Source organism: Ralstonia sp. R-29 (assembly GCF_049913345.1).
In the GTDB taxonomy this organism is placed as follows: Bacteria; Pseudomonadota; Gammaproteobacteria; order Burkholderiales; family Burkholderiaceae; genus Ralstonia.
Window position 1 is genome coordinate 2,141,552 of the sequence record NZ_CP184377.1, and the last position, 16,880, is coordinate 2,158,431.

Annotated in this window: 16 protein-coding genes; 7 read left to right on the top strand and 9 right to left on the bottom strand. The window is 63.5% G+C overall.

Annotated features, from left to right (window positions below):
* Window positions 1–10: 10 nt before the first annotated feature.
* The 4 genes from ACN9M1_RS10020 to ACN9M1_RS10035 all read right to left on the bottom strand — a co-directional run bounded on the left by ACN9M1_RS10020 (window position 11) and on the right by ACN9M1_RS10035 (window position 3,122).
* Window positions 11–991: a beta-ketoacyl-ACP synthase III gene (locus tag ACN9M1_RS10020; RefSeq protein ID WP_426394009.1), complete on the bottom strand. Its 981-nt coding sequence runs from the start codon at window positions 989–991 to the stop codon at window positions 11–13.
* A 37-nt stretch (window positions 992–1,028) separates the two neighbouring features.
* Window positions 1,029–2,090, bottom strand: coding sequence for a phosphate acyltransferase PlsX (gene plsX, locus ACN9M1_RS10025; RefSeq protein ID WP_426394011.1), 1,062 nt, complete (start codon window positions 2,088–2,090; stop codon window positions 1,029–1,031).
* Between the two features lie 190 nt (window positions 2,091–2,280).
* Window positions 2,281–2,460, bottom strand: coding sequence for a 50S ribosomal protein L32 (rpmF, locus tag ACN9M1_RS10030; RefSeq protein ID WP_009238536.1), 180 nt, complete (start codon window positions 2,458–2,460; stop codon window positions 2,281–2,283).
* Window positions 2,461–2,585: 125 nt separating this feature from the next.
* The gene (locus ACN9M1_RS10035; RefSeq protein WP_426394012.1) at window positions 2,586–3,122 is read right to left on the bottom strand and encodes a YceD family protein; all 537 of its coding nucleotides are present in this window, start codon (window positions 3,120–3,122) and stop codon (window positions 2,586–2,588) included.
* Between the two features lie 207 nt (window positions 3,123–3,329).
* Here ACN9M1_RS10035 and ACN9M1_RS10040 point away from each other — a divergent pair, with 207 nt between their 5' ends.
* Both ACN9M1_RS10040 and ACN9M1_RS10045 read left to right on the top strand, forming a co-directional pair.
* The gene (locus tag ACN9M1_RS10040) at window positions 3,330–3,926 is read left to right on the top strand and encodes a Maf-like protein (RefSeq protein ID WP_426394014.1); all 597 of its coding nucleotides are present in this window, start codon (window positions 3,330–3,332) and stop codon (window positions 3,924–3,926) included.
* A 3-nt stretch (window positions 3,927–3,929) separates the two neighbouring features.
* Window positions 3,930–4,661 carry an SAM-dependent methyltransferase gene (locus tag ACN9M1_RS10045; protein ID WP_426394016.1) on the top strand — a complete coding sequence of 244 codons (732 nt, stop codon included), beginning with the start codon at window positions 3,930–3,932 and terminating at the stop codon, window positions 4,659–4,661.
* A 5-nt stretch (window positions 4,662–4,666) separates the two neighbouring features.
* Here ACN9M1_RS10045 and ACN9M1_RS10050 read toward each other — a convergent pair whose 3' ends face one another.
* The 4 genes from ACN9M1_RS10050 to ACN9M1_RS10065 are packed head-to-tail and all read right to left on the bottom strand — an operon-like array spanning window position 4,667 to window position 7,863.
* A complete protein-coding gene (locus tag ACN9M1_RS10050) occupies window positions 4,667–5,779 on the bottom strand; it encodes a S49 family peptidase (protein WP_426394018.1) in 1,113 nt (370 codons plus the stop codon).
* Window positions 5,780–5,818: 39 nt separating this feature from the next.
* Window positions 5,819–6,202 carry a Rieske (2Fe-2S) protein gene (locus ACN9M1_RS10055; RefSeq protein ID WP_426394020.1) on the bottom strand — a complete coding sequence of 128 codons (384 nt, stop codon included), beginning with the start codon at window positions 6,200–6,202 and terminating at the stop codon, window positions 5,819–5,821.
* A complete protein-coding gene (locus tag ACN9M1_RS10060) occupies window positions 6,195–6,854 on the bottom strand; it encodes an HAD-IA family hydrolase (protein ID WP_426394021.1) in 660 nt (219 codons plus the stop codon). Before ACN9M1_RS10060 ends, ACN9M1_RS10055 begins: the two co-directional genes overlap by 8 nt.
* A complete protein-coding gene (locus ACN9M1_RS10065; RefSeq protein ID WP_426394022.1) occupies window positions 6,835–7,863 on the bottom strand; it encodes an RluA family pseudouridine synthase in 1,029 nt (342 codons plus the stop codon). The genes ACN9M1_RS10060 and ACN9M1_RS10065 overlap by 20 nt, the downstream gene beginning before the upstream one ends.
* Window positions 7,864–8,617: 754 nt before the next feature.
* Between ACN9M1_RS10065 and ACN9M1_RS10070 the strand changes: the two genes are divergently transcribed.
* The 5 genes from ACN9M1_RS10070 (at window position 8,618) to ACN9M1_RS10090 (ending at window position 15,320) form a co-directional block, all read left to right on the top strand.
* Window positions 8,618–11,632, top strand: a complete 3,015-nt coding sequence (locus ACN9M1_RS10070; protein ID WP_426394024.1) for an Rne/Rng family ribonuclease — start codon at window positions 8,618–8,620, stop codon at window positions 11,630–11,632.
* A gap of 188 nt (window positions 11,633–11,820) precedes the next feature.
* Window positions 11,821–12,945 (top strand): GTP 3',8-cyclase MoaA, encoded by a 1,125-nt coding sequence (gene moaA, locus ACN9M1_RS10075; protein ID WP_426394026.1) that lies wholly within the window; start codon window positions 11,821–11,823, stop codon window positions 12,943–12,945.
* A 21-nt stretch (window positions 12,946–12,966) separates the two neighbouring features.
* On the top strand, window positions 12,967–13,581 hold the full coding sequence (gene mobA, locus ACN9M1_RS10080) for a molybdenum cofactor guanylyltransferase MobA (RefSeq protein WP_426394028.1): 615 nt from the start codon (window positions 12,967–12,969) through the stop codon (window positions 13,579–13,581).
* A gap of 27 nt (window positions 13,582–13,608) precedes the next feature.
* A complete protein-coding gene (gene glp, locus ACN9M1_RS10085) occupies window positions 13,609–14,901 on the top strand; it encodes a gephyrin-like molybdotransferase Glp (protein WP_426394030.1) in 1,293 nt (430 codons plus the stop codon).
* Between the two features lie 140 nt (window positions 14,902–15,041).
* Window positions 15,042–15,320 (top strand): hypothetical protein, encoded by a 279-nt coding sequence (locus ACN9M1_RS10090; RefSeq protein WP_426394031.1) that lies wholly within the window; start codon window positions 15,042–15,044, stop codon window positions 15,318–15,320.
* 70 nt (window positions 15,321–15,390) lie between these two features.
* Here the strand turns inward: ACN9M1_RS10090 and ACN9M1_RS10095 are convergent, their stop codons facing one another.
* On the bottom strand, window positions 15,391–16,872 hold the full coding sequence (locus tag ACN9M1_RS10095; RefSeq protein WP_426394033.1) for a DNA recombination protein RmuC: 1,482 nt from the start codon (window positions 16,870–16,872) through the stop codon (window positions 15,391–15,393).
* Between the last annotated feature and the right edge of the window lie 8 nt (window positions 16,873–16,880).

Below are 16,880 nucleotides of genomic sequence, written 5' to 3' on the forward strand. Positions count from 1 at the left end.
AATTCGTCGCTCAGAAGCGCAGCAGTGCCGCGCCCCACGTAAAGCCGCCGCCCACGCCCTCAAGCATCACGAGCTGGCCGCGCTGAATACGTCCGTCGCGCACCGCGGCGTCGAGCGCCAGCGGAATCGAAGCGGCCGACGTGTTGCCGTGCTCGTCCACGGTGACGACCATCCGGTCGTTGGACAGCCCCAGCTTCTTGGCGGTGCCTTGCATGATGCGGATGTTGGCCTGATGCGGGATCAGCCAGTCGACCTGCGAGGCATCGATCTCGGCGGCAGCCAGCGCTTCGCGCGCGACCTTGTCGAGCACGTTGACGGCCAACTTGAAGACGGCCTGGCCGTCCATGTAGAGGAAGGCGCTGCCCTGAACCACACCCGCTGCCACATTGCCAGGCACGCACAGGATGTTGGCGTGGCTGCCATCGGCATGCAAGGCGGTCGACAGGATGCCCGGCTCGTTAGACGCCTGCAGCACCACGGCACCGGCACCATCGCCAAACAACACGCACGTGGTGCGGTCGTTGAAGTCGATGATGCGCGAGAAGACCTCCGAGCCAATCACCAGCACGTTGCGGTACGCGCCCGAGCGGATGAATTTGTCGGCGGTAGCCAGTGCGTACACGAAGCCCGAACACACGGCCTGCACGTCAAACGCGGCGCAATTATTGGTGATGCCCAGCTTCTGCTGCACGAGGCATGCGGTGCTCGGGAACACGAAATCCGGCGTGGACGTGGCCACGAGGATCAGATCCAACTCCGAGCGATCGATACCAGCCGCCTCGATCGCCCGCTCAGCCGCCTTCACGGCGAGGTCGCTGCATGCAACATCGGACTCGGCGAAATGGCGCGCGCGGATGCCACTGCGCGAAACGATCCATTCGTCGCTCGTCTCGATGCCCTTCTCGGCCAATTGCGCGGCCAACTCATCATTGGTGACGCGCTTGGGCGGCAGGTAGCTGCCCGTGCCGATGATCCTTGCGTAACGTGTCATGTGCGGTGGGGTGAAATCTGACTCGGCAGCAACGCGTTCAAGCTGCGTCAGCGGCCGGAGTGGAAGTAGGGACTGGCGCAGCGACCGCCGCGTCGTGGTGCGATTCGAACGCCTGCGCAATGCGGGCGATCACGCCATTGGCGGCCGCGTCGTAGGCACGCTTGATGGCCCATTCGAACGCATAGGCATCGGCCGAACCATGGCTCTTGATGACCAGCCCGCGCAGGCCAAGCAGCGCGGCGCCATTGTAGCGCCGATGGTCCATGCGTCGCTTCAAGCTGACGATAACGGGCATCGCCACCATGGCCAGCAGCTTGGTGAACCAGGAGCGGCTAAATTCTTCGCGCAGCATCTCGCCGATCATCTTGGCGAGGCCCTCGGTACTCTTGAGCGCCACGTTGCCGACAAAACCGTCGCAGACAACGATGTCGGTCGTGCCCTTGAAGATGTCGTTGCCTTCAACGTTGCCGAAAAAGTTCAGATCCGACGCGCGCAGCAACTCGCCCGCCTGCTTGACGACTTCGTTGCCCTTGATGACTTCTTCGCCGATGTTGAGCAGGCCCACGGTCGGGCGCGGCTTATGCTCGACCACCGACACCATCGCCGAGGCCATCTGCGCAAACTGCAGCAGGTGCTCGGGTTCGCAGTCGGCATTGGCGCCAAGATCCAGCACCGTGGTACCGGCGCCCTTCTCGTTCGGGATTGCCGTGGCGATAGCAGGACGATCGATGCCATCCAGCGTCTTGAGAACGTAACGCGACACCGCCATCAGCGCGCCGGTATTGCCGGCGGAAACGCACGCGTGGGCGGCGCCTTCCTTGACCTGATTGATGGCTACGCGCATCGAAGAATCTTTCTTCTTGCGCAGCGCGACCTCGACCGGATCGTCCATCGACACCACTTCAGAGGCGGGAACGACATGGACGCGGGAGTTCGCGGTGGCGCGGAGTCGTTTGAGCTGCGCCGCGATGACATCGGGCTGCCCGACAAGCAGCATTTCGACGTCGTCGTGCGTGGCAAGAAATTGGATCGCTGCAGGGATCGTCACGCCAACACCGTGATCGCCGCCCATGCAGTCGATGGCAAGCTTGATGGTCATGCGAGTCTGAGTTGCGGTTTCACGTGCGGCTCCAGCATTTTGCGCGCGTATGGTACACAAACCGGTACACGCATTGCCGGATTCTGATCAACAAAAAAGCGGCAATTTTGCTTGCCGCTTTTCTGCTTGCATCATGAACCTGTGTGTTCAGACCAACCCAACACGCTTGCCAGAGGACTGGCAAAACGCATCAGTCGTTCTTGGTCTTCACAACCTTGCGGCCGCGATAGTAACCGTTCGGGCTCACGTGGTGACGCAGGTGCACTTCGCCGGTGGTCGGCTCGACAGCGATCGGGGCCGCCGTCAGGAAATCGTGCGAACGATGCATGCCGCGCTTGGACGGCGACTTCTTGTTTTGTTGAACAGCCATGACTGACTCCTAAGCAATTTGATCGATTTTATCACATCACACGGAGCCGGAGCGTAGCCATTCCGGTAGGCGTGTGAAACGTACTGCATGAATTCGCCACATCGGCGTGCGCCAGACGCGCACGCTTAATGTTTGGTCTTCAGTGTGGCCAGCACCGCGAACGGCGATGGCTTTTTTTCAGCTTCAGCGGCTTCCGGTAAGACCTCATCCGGACAGACTGCATGGCGCGGCGACACGGGCAACGCCAGCAGCAACTCGTCTTCAATCTGCGTGATCAGATCGAAGCTGCGCGAGCCGACGATGACATCGGCTTCGTCGTCATCCAGGGGGGCCGCATCGGCTTCCGCCTCCGAGCGCATGACCTCCAGGCGCGTACGCACCGGCAGGGGTTGCTCGTAAGCTTTCAGGCACCGCTGGCATTGCAGCCAAACCGCGCCATCCACTTCCAGATCGACGAAGAGCCGCTGACGCGGCAACTGACCCGCGCTAGCCTCCTCCTGCACCAAACCCCGCATCTGCCAACGGAACTGCGTATTGGCATTCGCCGGCGCATCGGCAGCCTGCTCGGCAAGCAGACGATGCATATCGGTCAGACTGACCGTGCCGCTGACCTGCTCACCCGCCCGGATGAACGCGAAAAGATCGAATGTACGAAAACCCACGAATCGAACCTGCTGAACGCGTTGCCTGACTTGGCGCTGTGTTGGTGCGCGAACCGGATAGACCGCCTGCAGCGACTGCCATCCCTTGCGCCTGAACGCATGGTTTGCGACACTGCGCGGCCAAACCGCGAAACGCGGGATTATAGCGGGAAAAAACCTCTGGCGTCAAAAGGTTTTCGCTCAAAATCACTGCATCTTCAAGCACTTATGACTTCTGCTTCGCGTCCGCCGCTGATTCTCGCCTCCAGTTCGCCGTATCGACGTGAATTGCTGGAGCGCCTGCGCCTGCCGTTCGAGATCGTGGTGCCGGACATCGATGAGACGCCCGCCCCCGGCGAATCGCCAGACCAGACCGCACTGCGCTTGGCCCGACAAAAGGCGGAAAAGGTCGCAGCCGGATACCCGGGGGCGCTGGTGATCGGCTCCGACCAAGTCGCCACGCTGGACGGCAAGCAGGTCGGCAAACCCGGCGACCACGCCCGTGCACTGGCGCAATTGCACTGGATGCGTGGCCGTACCGTCACATTCCATTCGGCGCTGTGTCTGTACGACGGGCGCACCGGTCAGCATCAGAGTGAAGACATTCGTACGCTGGCGACCTTCCGCGACCTCTCTGACGAGGAGCTGGACGCCTACCTGCACCTGGAACACCCATACGACGTGGCCGGCAGCGCCAAGTCAGAAGGCCTGGGTATCGCGCTGCTCGAACGCGTGGAATCGTCAGACCCGACTGCGCTGGTCGGGCTGCCCCTGATCGCACTGACCAGCATGCTGCGCAACGTGCACTACCCGCTCTTCGTTTAAGCCATGGCCGGCACGCTCTACCTCATTCCCAATACGCTCGGCTTGCGCGATGCAGCCGACCCGCTGCCCGATGTGATTCCCGCAGGCGTTCAGCAGATCACGGCGCAGCTTGATTACTTTGTGGCCGAGCACGCTAAGACGGCGCGCGCACTGCTGAAGAAGCTGGGCGAAACCACGCCGCTAGCGCGCCCGCTGCAGGAAATCACCATCCGCGAACTGAACGTCAAAACGCCAGATTCGGAACTGGAAGCCCTGCTGGCGCCGGTCATTGCGGGGCAGGACGCAGGGCTGATGTCGGAAGCCGGCGTGCCAGCAGTCGCCGATCCGGGTGCGAATCTCGTACGCCTCGCGCATCGGCGTGGCGTACGCGTAAAACCGCTGGTGGGACCGAGTTCAATCCTGCTGGCCGTGATGGCCTCGGGCTTGAACGGCCAGAGTTTTGCGTTCAACGGCTATCTGCCGGTGGACACGGCGGAGCGCAAAACCAGGCTACGCGCGCTCGAGCAGCTATCCCGCTCGGCGGGACAAACTCAGGTATTCATTGAAACGCCCTATCGCAACGGCGCTCTACTAGAAACCATCCAGGCCGGTTGCGCGCCCGGCACGCTGCTGTCGATTGCGGTGGACCTGACGCTGCCCAGCGAGCAGGTGGTGACGCTTCCCGTGAGTGAGTGGCGCGCCGACCGCATGGATCTGCACAAACGGCCGGCCATCTTCTCATTGCTGGCGAGATAAGTGCGTTATTCCTTCATCAAGAGCTTGAGCTGGCCGGTATCGGCCAGCGCCTTGATCGCGCCTGCGCCCATGGCCGTGCCCAGTTTGCGTGCCACGCGCGAAGCAAAGTTTTCCTTGACGGTGTAATCGACCACGTCCGGCGCCTTGATGACACTGCGCGCAACGAAATCTGCGCTGCCGATGGCATCAGCCAACCCCAGATCCACCGCCTTGGCGCCCGTCCAGAACAAACCGGTAAAGAGTGTCGGATCGTCCTTCAGGCGGTTGCCACGGCCTTGCTTGACCACATCGATGAACTGCTGATGCACTTGGTCGAGCATTTCCTGCGCAAACTGCTTCTGCTGCGACGACACGGGTGAGAACGGATCGAGCATCCCCTTGTTCGAGCCGGCGGTCAGCAGGCGGCGTTCCACGCCCACTTTGTCCATCAGGCCGGTAAAGCCGAAGCCATCCATCAGCACGCCAATCGAGCCGACAATGCTCGCCTTGTCGACATAGATCTTGTCGGCGGCAGCGGCCACGTAGTAACCACCCGACGCGCACATCTCTTCCACGACCACGTACAGCGGAATGGTCTTGTACTTGGCCCGCAGGCGACGGATCTCGTCGTTGATCATGCCCGCCTGCACCGGCGAGCCGCCAGGCGAGTTGATCTTGAGGATCACGCCGACCGTGTTGTTGTCAGCAAATGCCGCCTGCAGCGAGGCGTTGATGTTTTCTGCGCTGGCGTTCGTGTTCGCGGCGATTTCGCCATCGAGCGCGACCACCGCAGTGTGACGCCCGGTACTGACCGTTTCCCCCTCGAACGTAGCGAAGGCATAGAAAATCAGCCCAACAATGGCCAGCGACACGAAGCGGAAGAAAATGCGCCAGCGACGCGCGGCACGCTGCTCCCGAACGGTCGCCATGAGTACCTTTTCGAGCACCTCACGCTCCCAGCCGCCCGCCTGAGCGGACGCCGCCGAGATCTTTGGAGACGCGGGCTTGCCTGCCGCCGGATCACGCAATTCGGCTTCGAGCGGGTGATCGGCGTGTTGCGTGACTTCCAGTGCTTCGGGCTTGCCGTCGCCGTGCTTGGGCGCGTCTTCAGGGCCTTTCGGCGGAATCGAGTCGGTCATAGACGAGAGTAAAAACGATCGAAAAGAAGAACCACGCCGTCAAACCGACGGGGCTGGCGCGCGGAACAGCGCATCGGGTTGCCACCAGACCGCCCCATCGCGCTCGGTGATATCCAGCTTTGACAGATGGGCGCCTCGGCATGGGCCGCCCACACAGCGGCCGGTATCCGGCTCGTAAATGGCGCCGTGCGTGGCGCACATCAAATACAGCCCGGAGCTTTCGAAGAACTGGCCTTCTTGCCAGTCCATTTCCATCGGCACGTGCGCGCACTGGTTCAGATAGCCGTGCACGTCACCAGCGTAGCGAACGACAAAGGCGCTTACCGTACGGCCGCGCACGTCTACGGAAAAGCGCACACCAACCCCGCCATCCTCCAGCGCAGCACCCTCGCAAATGCGAACCACGCCCGCCGTATCAGGCATGTTGCAACAACCAATCATGCAGATCCGGCACCGATTTGGCCGAATACAGTGGCGTAAGCGCTTGCAGCACGTCAGCCGGATGGGCGCCGTAAGTGACGGCCACGCCCGCCGTGCCCGCATTGGCAGCCATCTGCAGATCGTGCGTGGTATCGCCAATCATCAGCGTGCGCTCGACGTCCATGCCAAGGTCACGCGTAAGCTCCAGCAGCATCGCAGGGTGGGGCTTGGAAAACGTTTCATCGGCGCAGCGGGTGTTATCGAACACGCCCGTCAGCCCGGTCGCCTCCATCGCACGCTGCAGGCCAATGCGCGACTTGCCCGTGGCCACCGCCAGCAGGTAGTTTTCGCGGCGCAGTGCCTCCAGCATCTCGCGCACGCCGGGAAACAGCACCAGTTGCGAATCGCGGCTCAGGTAATGGAAGCGATAACGCTCCGCCAGCTTGCCGTAATCGGCGGGATCAAGCGTCGGAACTGCGTATTCGAGCGCATCTCGAAGGCCAAGGCCGATCACATGGCTGGCGCGCGTATCGTCCGGCACAGGCAGTTCGAGATCCCGGCACGCAAGCTGGATCGACCGCGTAATGGCCGACGTCGAGTCCATCAACGTGCCATCCCAGTCGAAGACGATCAGGTCAAAGCGCTGTTGCGGCATCGGAATCGGGGCTCTCGGGTTGGAAGGCTTTCAGAAACTCGGCGCATTCAGCAGGCAACGGCGCACTGAACGTGACCGTCTCGCCGCTTTGCGGATGGATCAGCTGCAAGCGATGCGCATGCAAGAACATCCGCCCCAGCCGGGGCGAGGCATTTGCACGCGAAAGCGCCTTGTTCAGCGCGAAATCGCCGTATTTGTCGTCCCCGAGGATCGGGAAGCCTGCATGTGCCAGGTGCACGCGAATCTGGTGCGTGCGTCCGGTCTTCAATTCGGCTTCCAGCAACGTGTACGGCCCGAACACACCCACCTTGTTGAAAATCGTGTGGGAAGCCTGTCCGTCGGCTTGCACGCGCACGCGGCGCTCGCCCTCAGGCGTGGTGAACTTGTGCAGCGGCGCCTTGATGTGCTGACGCTGATGGGGCCAGACGCCCTTCACCGCCGCGAAATAGCGCTTATCCAGGCGCCCCTCTCGGATCTGCTCATGCAACGCCACCAGCGCCGAACGCTTCTTGGCAAGCAGCAGCACGCCGGAGGTTTCGCGGTCCAGCCGGTGCACCAACTCCAGGAACTTGGCCTCCGGACGCGATTGACGCAGCTGCTCAATCACCCCGAACGCCACCCCCGAGCCACCGTGCACGGCCACACCCGCCGGCTTATCGATGACCAGCAGGTGCGTATCTTCGTGGAGGATCGTGAACTCGGCGGCCGGCACGGCGCGCGGCGCTTCTGCCTGCTGCGCAATCCGTAGCGGCGGAATGCGCACCAGATCACCCAGCTTGAGGCGGTATTCCGCGTCGATGCGGCCCTTGTTCACCCGCACCTCGCCGGAGCGCAGGATGCGGTAGATATGGCTCTTGGGTACGCCCTTGGCCAGCCGCATCAGGAAATTGTCGATGCGCTGGCCCTCGGCGTCCTCGCCGATCTCGACATAGGCGACCGATTTGCCGTCGAGTGCGTCACGCACGGCCTCTTGAATGCGGCCATCAAATGGATGGCGTAACTCATTCATTTTCAATATAATTTTCTCGCTGGACAGTCGTACAAGCGCCAGCAAGAGCCGGTCGGGACGAAACAACAGGTATTGTACACAGCCACCGTTTTCGTCTGGAATCGTCCGGAACGTGCCGATGTCTCGCCCACTTGTGTTACAAAGCTAAACACGTGGCCGACTCGATCGGCACGAAAGCAGCACGCACCGCTGTCCCTCTCTGCAAGACGCGAACCAAAGATCACGTCGGCAACGTCGGCCAGCGTAGAACGAGCAGCTGGTAGAACAGAATTCAAAAGCGGGCGCCACATGGTCATCCATACGGCGCCCGCTTGGTGAAAGAAGCCCTTGCCGCACCAAAGTTGGTGCCGGCCGGCTGAGTATCCGGTTACCGCGTTGCCATGGCGGTCCGGCGGCAAAACTCTAACAAGCAGCATGCCGCCCGATCTGCCCGCCGCGGGTTTCGTCCGGACAGGCCGTCCGTCAATTCGCTCTTTGTGGTCGCTTCACGCGACTCGCCGCCGCCGGTCCGCCGCCCGTACAACGAACGCGCTGACCCGTGGCACGAGTGACAGGACGTGCAATACAGCGAAACGCGGCGCTGACCGCGCCCGCAACTCCCGCCCTGCCATCCGTGACGTCCTCATTTCTTTCGCCCGTGCCCCGTCGCGCCGCATCTGTATCGGCCGATACCCTGGCAATTCGTTGACCACCCGCTCCGCCTTTGCGTGCTCCATGAAGCGCCGTGCTTGCACGGCATTGGAGTGAGGTTGCAATGAAACGCATGTTGTTCAATGCGACGCAGCAAGAAGAATTGCGCGTCGCCATTGTCGACGGTCAGAAACTGATCGACATCGACATCGAAACCGCCGGGCGCGAACAGCGCAAAGGCAATATCTACAAGGGTGTCATCACCCGCATCGAACCGTCGCTGGAAGCCTGCTTCGTCAACTACGGCGAAGAGCGGCACGGTTTCCTCCCCTTCAAGGAAGTCGCCCGCGCCTATTTCAAGGAAGGCGTGGACGTGCGCAATGCGCGCATCCAGGATGCGCTGCGCGAAGGCCAGGAGCTGATCGTCCAGGTTGAGAAGGAAGAACGCGGCAACAAGGGCGCGGCCCTGACCACGTTCATCTCGCTGGCCGGCCGTTACCTGGTGCTGATGCCGAACAACCCGCGTGGTGGTGGCGTGTCGCGCCGCATTGAGGGCGAAGACCGCCAGGAACTGCGCGAAACCATGGCGCAGCTGGAAGTGCCGGACGGCATGAGCATCATCGCCCGCACCGCCGGCATCGGCCGCTCGGCGGAAGAGCTGCAGTGGGACTTGAACTACCTGATGCAGCTGTGGAAAGCCGTGGATGGCGCTGCCGTCGACAACAAGGCCCCGCTGCTGATCTACCTCGAATCCAGCCTGGTGATCCGCGCGATTCGCGATTACTTCCAGCCGGATATCGGTGAAATCCTGATCGATACGGACGATATCTACGATCAGGCCCGCGCCTTCATGAGCGTGGTGATGCCCGACAACATGAATCGGGTGAAGAAGTACCGCGACGACGTTCCCCTGTTCTCGCGCTTCCAGATCGAACACCAGATTGAATCGGCGTATTCGCGCATGGTCATGCTGCCCTCGGGCGGCGCCATTGTGATCGACCACACCGAAGCGCTGGTCGCCATCGACGTGAACTCGGCCCGCGCCACCAAGGGCGCTGACATCGAGGAAACTGCCGCGCGCACCAACCTCGAAGCCGCCGACGAGATCGCCCGCCAGTTGCGCCTGCGCGACCTGGGCGGCCTGATCGTGATCGACTTCATCGACATGGAGTCGAGCAAGGCCCAGAAGGACGTCGAGACCCGCCTGAAAGACGCGCTGCGCCACGACCGCGCCCGCGTGCAGATGGGCAAGATCAGCCGCTTCGGCCTGATGGAACTGTCGCGCCAGCGCCTGCGTCCGTCGCTGTCGGAAGGCTCGCACGTCACTTGCCCGCGCTGTAACGGCACGGGTCACATCCGCGATACCGAATCGTCTGCCCTGCAGGTGCTGCGCATCATCCAGGAAGAGGCGATGAAGGAAAACACCGCCGCGATCCACTGCCAGGTGCCGGTGGAAGTGGCTGCGTTCCTGCTCAACGAAAAGCGCCCGGACATCAACCTGATCGAGACGCGCTTCAAGGTCAACGTCCTGCTGATCCCGAACAAGCATCTGGAGACGCCGCACTACAAGCTGGAGCGCCTGCGCCACGACGATCCGCGTCTGGACGACACCAAGGCCAGCTACAAGATGGCCGAGGAAGCCGCCAAGGAACTGGAAGCCGACACCGCCTACAGCACCCGCAAGGAAGCGGCCAAGCCGCGCCAGGAAGCGGCCGTCAAGGGCATCACGCCGGAACAACCGGCACCCGTGTCGGTGCCGCGCGCTGAGCGTCCGCCCCGTACCGAGGCTGCAGCACCTGCGCCGCAAGCGCCGGCTCCGGTGCCGGCCCAGGGTGGCTTTGTTTCGTGGCTGAAGTCGCTGTTTGGCGGCAAGCCGGCTGAGCCGGTGGTCGCCGCGCCTGCCGAAGCGCCGAAGCAACGTGCGGAAGACGGCAACCGCCGTGATCGTGGCAATCGCCAAGACCGCGGCGGCCGTGGCCAGCGTGGTGAACGCGGCGACCGTGGCGAGCGCCAAGGTCAAGGCCAGAACGGCCGCGACGGCAACCGCCAAGGCCGCGACCGCAACGAAGCCCGTGATGGTCAGCAATCGGGCCAGCAACAAGGCCAACGCGAAGGTCAGCGCGGCAACCGTGATCGCAATCGCCAGCCAGCCCAGGTCGAAGGCGCTGCCCGCGAAACGGCAGAAGCCCGTCAACCGGCACAAGGTCAGGAACCGCGCGCTGAAGGCCAAAATCAGGGCCAAGGCCGCCGCGAGCGCAACCAGGAACGCCGTGAGCGCCAGCCGCGAGAGGGTCGTGAGCCCCGCGAGGCCCGCGAACCGCGTGAACCTCGCGAGCGCGATCAGCAAGCCAAGGAAGCCGCAGCCGTTGCAACCGAAAGCCTGATCGACCCGACAGCCGCACCGCAGGTGCCGCAACCGCTGCTCGACACCACTGCCCCGGCAGAAGGCGTCGTGACAGAAGGCGTGACCCCGGGCGCAGAAGGTAACGGCGAGGGTGAAGAACGCCGCCGCCGTGGTCGCCGTGGCCGCAACCGCTATCGTCGTGACCGCGAAGGTGCGGAAGGCGTGCGTGCGGAAGGTGAAGCTGAAGACGCCGAAAGCACGGAAGACGCCGTTGCCGAACTGCATGCTGCGCCGGAAGGTGGCCAACATGTCGAGCCCGCGCTGCACACGACCGTGACGGAGCCGGTGCAGACGGCATCGTTCGCGCCGATCGAGCCAGTGGCTCCGGTGGTGCATGAGCCCGTGCCCACGACGGAAGCCGTGGCACCTGTCTCCGCCCTGCCCGATGTGCAGCCGACCGAACCGGTAGCCGCCCCCGCACCTGCCGCCGTGGAAGTGGCCGAGGTGCCAGAAGTGGCCATCGTGACGGCCTTTGCTGAAGTGCCGGCCCCGGTCAGCACGGTAGCACAGGCATCGCCGCTGCCGATCGAAACGCTGCAAAGCGTGCTGGACAACGCTGGCATGACGTGGGTGCACACGGATGCGCAGAAGCTGGAGGCTGCGCAAGCCGAAGCCGCCCGCGCCGTCACCCCGCCGCGCGTGCCGCGCGAGCGCAAGCCGCTGCCGCCGGTCCAGCAAGGCCCGATGGTTCTGGTCGAGACCAGCCGTCCGGCAGGTGGCGCAGACCAGCAATAAGTAATCCGTGATGTTCCCGGCGGGCAACCGCTGGCACATTGCAAGGGGCGGCTTCGGCCGCCCTTTTTCCTGTGCGCGACACGCGGGGCCTGAACTGTGCTCCCCGCTTCAAACAGGGGCTGCGCTACACTCGACCTTGTATCGAGCGCAACCGTCCCGCCCCGTGGACTGACGCGCCGCACCGCACCATGACCGAAACCGTCATCCCCATCTATGACCTGCGTGATGGTCAGCACCATCGCGCTACGGTGCCCGCCGTGCCGGACACGCTTGTCCCCGCGCAGGGCTGGCTGGCCGATACGCGCGGCCGCCGCCTGCACGATCTGCGTATCTCGGTGACGGACCGCTGCAACTTCCGCTGCGTCTATTGCATGCCGAAGGATGTGTTCGACAAGGACTACCGGTTCCTGCGGCACTCCGAGTTGCTGTCGTTCGAAGAGATCGAGCGCATGGCAAGGCTGTTCATCGAGCACGGTGTCGAAAAGATCCGCCTGACCGGCGGCGAGCCGCTGCTGCGCAAGAACATCGAACGCCTGGTGGAAATGCTCGCGCGCCTGACCACGGCTGATGGCAAACCGCTGGACATCACGCTCACCACCAATGGCGCCCTGCTCGCACGCAAGGCGCAGTCGCTCAAGGACGCCGGCCTCAGCCGCGTCACCGTCAGTCTGGACGGCATCGACGATGCGACCTTCCGCCGCATGAACGACGTCGACTTTGCCGTCAGCGAGGTGCTGAACGGCATCGAAGTCGCGCAGCAGGTCGGGCTGGCGCCGATCAAGGTCAACATGGTCGTCAAGAAAGGCGATAACGATGACCAGCTCGTGCCGATGGCGCGCCACTTCCGGGGCAGCGGCATCATCGTGCGCTTTATCGAATACATGGACGTGGGCACGACCAACCACTGGGACATGCGCTCCGTCGTGCCGTCGGCGGAGGTGATCCGACGTCTGTCGAGCGAGTTTGCGCTGGAACCGCTGAGCGCCAACTACAACGGCGAAACCGCCGAGCGCTGGCGCTACATAGATGGTGCGGGCGAGATCGGCGTGATCTCCAGCGTGACGCAGGCGTTCTGCCACGAGTGCACCCGCGCGCGGCTGTCGACCGAAGGCAAACTGTATCTCTGCTTGTTCGCCACCGAGGGGTTCGACCTGCGTGCCCTGCTGCGAGGCGGCGCGAGCGACATCGAACTGTCCAATGCCATCCGCACGATCTGGCAAGGCCGCGCCGACCGCTACTCCGAGCTGCGCGCCAGCGGACAAGCACCCGCCTCGGCCGGGCGACGCATCGAAATGTCCTACATCGGCGGCTGACGGCCGGCCGTTTCACTTCACATGATTTCCACATCCGACATTACCGGCCTGATCTTGGCCGGCGGCCGGGGCAGCCGTATGGGCGGCGTCGACAAGGGCTTGCAGACGTTCCGTGGTGCGCCGATGGCGATGCATACGTTGATGCGCTTGTCGCCACAGGTCGATCACGTGCTCATCAACGCCAATCGCAACCTCGCTGCGTACGAATCGTTCGGCGTGCCGGTGGTGGTGGATTCCGTCCCGGATTTTGCAGGGCCGCTGGCGGGTATCCTGGCGGGGTTGGAGCAATGCCAGACGCCCTATCTGCTGACGGCCCCATGCGATTCGCCGTTCGTGCCGACCGACCTGGCCGCCAAGCTGGCCCAAGCGTTGGAAGATGCCGACGCGCGCATCGCCATGCCTGTCACGCTGGAGCCGGATGCGCAGGGTCAACCCCGCCGGCAGGTGCAGCCGGTATTCTGTTTAATCGATGCGCGACTGGCCGACGACCTGACTGCCTACCTGCAAAGCGGTGGGCGCAAGATTGAAACCTGGACCGCCCGCCACGCCACGGTAGATGTGCTGTTTGATGACAGCGCCGCCTTCGCCAATATCAACACGCTGGCAGAACTTCATACGCTGGCCGAGCGCCGCTAGAGCGCCGCAGATGCACTTACCTTCGACATGACCACCCTCGCCTCCGTCGTCTCCTGCCTGTCCGACTACGATCCGAACGCGCTGCCCGTGGAAACGGCCCAAGCCATCATGCGCGGCTTCGTGCAGCCCGTAAGCGGCTTTGCGCGCGTGCCGATTCGCAGCGCGCTCGACCGCGTGCTGGCCGAAGACATCCTGTCGTCCATCGACGTGCCCTCGCACGACAACTCCGCGATGGATGGTTTCGCCTTCTCCAGCGCCGAACTGGCGCGCAATAACGACGATATTGGCGGAGAAGTCACGCTGAAGGTGATCGGCACCGCGTACGCAGGCGTGGCCTTCGACGACGCACCGGGCACAGGCGAAGCCGTACGCATCATGACCGGTGCTGTCATGCCGGCCGGCTGCGACACCGTCATCCCGCAGGAATTCACGCAAGGTGATGCCACCACCGTGCACTTTGCCCGCGATGCCGTACGCGCTGGTGACAACCGCCGCCTGCGTGGCGAAGACCTCGCCTGTGGCAGCGCGGCACTGTCCGCTGGCCGCATCCTCCGCCCCGCCGACATCGGCCTGCTTGCCTCGCTTGGCATCGCCGAAGTGCCGGTGCGCCGGAAGCTGCGCGTGGCGTTCTTCTCCACTGGCGACGAGCTGCGTTCCATCGGTGAACCGCTCGACGCCGGCTGCGTGTACGACTCCAACCGCTACACGCTGCACGGCATGCTCTCGCGCCTGGGCGTGGAGTTGCTCGACATGGGCGTCGTGCGCGACGACCCGGCCGCGCTGGAAGCCGCTTTCCGCACTGGCGCCGAAAACGCTGATGCCATCATCACATCCGGCGGCGTCTCCGTTGGCGAAGCGGATTTCACCAAACAGATGATGGCCAAGCTGGGCGATGTGACGTTCTGGAAGATCGCCATGCGCCCCGGCCGGCCAATGGCTTTCGGGCGAATCAACTCGAACGGGCAGAACGCGTTTCTGTTCGGCCTGCCGGGCAACCCCGTGGCGGTCATGGTGACGTTCTATCACTTCGTGCGCGGCGCGCTGCTGCGCATGATGGGTGCCACCGAATCCGGTGCGCCGCTGGTGCCGGCCGTCAGCGCAACGCCCATCCGCAAGCGCCCAGGGCGGACCGAATACCAACGCGCCATCGCCGCCTTGAATGACCGCGGGCAGTTGGAAGTGCGCTTGACGGGCCAGCAAGGCTCCGGCGTGCTGCGCTCCATGAGCGAGGCCAACTGCTTTGTCGTGCTCGCGCATGAGCAAGGCCAGGTCAACGCGGGGGATTCGGTGCAGGTGTTGCTGTTCGACGGCCTGGTGTAGCGGAAGCGCGCCCCACGGTAGTGCACGGCGCTGTCGGTTTTTTGCGTCACCCTCTGGGCGCGGGTATCGGCGCGTCGGTCGATTCGCTACACTTTGCGCCAATTTGAATGCTTTGAGCTTGCCCACGTTTGAGTAATGCCATGACGAAACAGGAGATTGTTTACCTCCACCCGGCCCACACTGCGCGTGCGCTGATGTTGGTGTACCTGTGCTTCTCGCTCCCGATCGTGGGGTTGGTCTTTTTTACCGGCTTTGTTCGCACAGGCGAACTGCCGGCGATTGCCATCTTGAGTGGCCTGATTCTTAACGCGCTGATCGGTTTTGGCGCACTCTGGCTGGGTTGCCACGCCTATAACTGGGTGGCTGCACGCTTCGGCGGTATCGAGATCGCGCTGCGCGACGTGCCGGAAGAAGCCTGATCTCGGTATCTACGGATAAAAAAAGGGGCGGAAATTTCCGCCCCTTTGCTTTTGCTGATGCCGACGGCTGTTACTCAGCCTCGGTTTCATCATCCTGCCCATTCAACGCCGGCGCCGTTTCCAGCCCCAGCACGTTCTGTGCAGAATCGCTCGGCAGCGCTTCTACCGCCTTGAGTTTGCGGTTCATCTGGCGCGTGCGCACCTCGGCCTGTTCGATGTTGCTGACAGCGCGTTCCAAGGTCTTCTTGGTCGCGGCCAATACGTCGCCAAACTTACCGAATTCGCTCTTCACCGCGCCCAGCACTTGCCACACCTCGCTGGAGCGCTTTTCCAGCGCGAGCGTGCGGAAACCCATCTGCAGACTGTTCAGGATGGCCGTGAGCGTAGTGGGCCCCGCCACCGTCACGCGGAATTTGCGTTGCAGTTCATCGGTCAGGCCGGGGCGGCGCAGCACTTCGGCGTAGAGGCCTTCCGTCGGCAGGAAGAGGATCGCAAAGTCGGTCGTGGCCGGCGGTGCGATGTACTTCTCGTGGATGGTCTGCGCCTCCTTGCGCACCGCCACTTCCAACTCACGGCTTGCGACAGCGGCGGCCTCGGCATCCGCGCGCTCCTGCGCGTCGAGCAAGCGTTCGTACTGCTCTTTGGGGAACTTGGCGTCGATGGGTAGCCAGACCGTCGCGTCACGGTCCGCATCGGTCTTGCCGGGCAGCCGGATGGCGAACTCCACGCGCGCACCGGTGCCGCGCACGGTCTCGACGTTCTTGTCGTACTGCTCGGGCGTGAGCATCTGTTCGAGCAGCATCTCGAGCTGGACTTCGCCCCAGGTGCCGCGCGTTTTCACGTTGGTCAGCACCTTCTTCAGATCGCCCACGCCTTGGGCCAGCGCCTGCATTTCGCCCAGGCCGCGGTGTACCTGCTCGAGACGGTCCGACACCAGCTTGAACGATTCGCCCAGGCGCTGCTCCAGCGTGGCGTGCAGCTTTTCGTCGACGGTGCGGCGCATCTCGTCGAGCTTGGTCGCGTTGTTGGCCTCGATGTCCTTGAGTTTTTGCTCCAGCGTGGCACGCACCTCAGCCAGACGGCGCTCGTTGCCCTCGCCCAGTTGGGCGAGCTGCTGCTGCATGGTCTCGCCGAAGCGGCGCAGCGCGTTGCCCTGCTCTTCGCGCGCCTGCTGGGCCTGCTGCTGCAGGCTCTGGCGCACCGCCTCGAGCTGCTGCGTGTTCGTCTCGGTCAGCTTGGTCAGCTGCTGTGCGAACGTGTCGATCTGGTTGTTCTGCAGCGTGGCGACGCTGGTGAGCTGCGTGGCCAGCACCTGCTGAAACTGCCCGAGTTGCTGTGTGACATCGCTGCGGCCGATGCGGGCCGTCTCTGCGATTTCGCCGCGCAGTTCGCGCTCCACGCGTTCGTTGCCCCGTGCAAGCTCATCGCGCAACGCGGCGAGCATCGGCGACACATCGTTGGCCGCCGGACGCGACACACCGCGCCAGATCAGCACACACAGCACCGCCACCAGGGCCACGCCCAGCAGCGTCAACAAAGCCAACCAATCCATGGAGATAT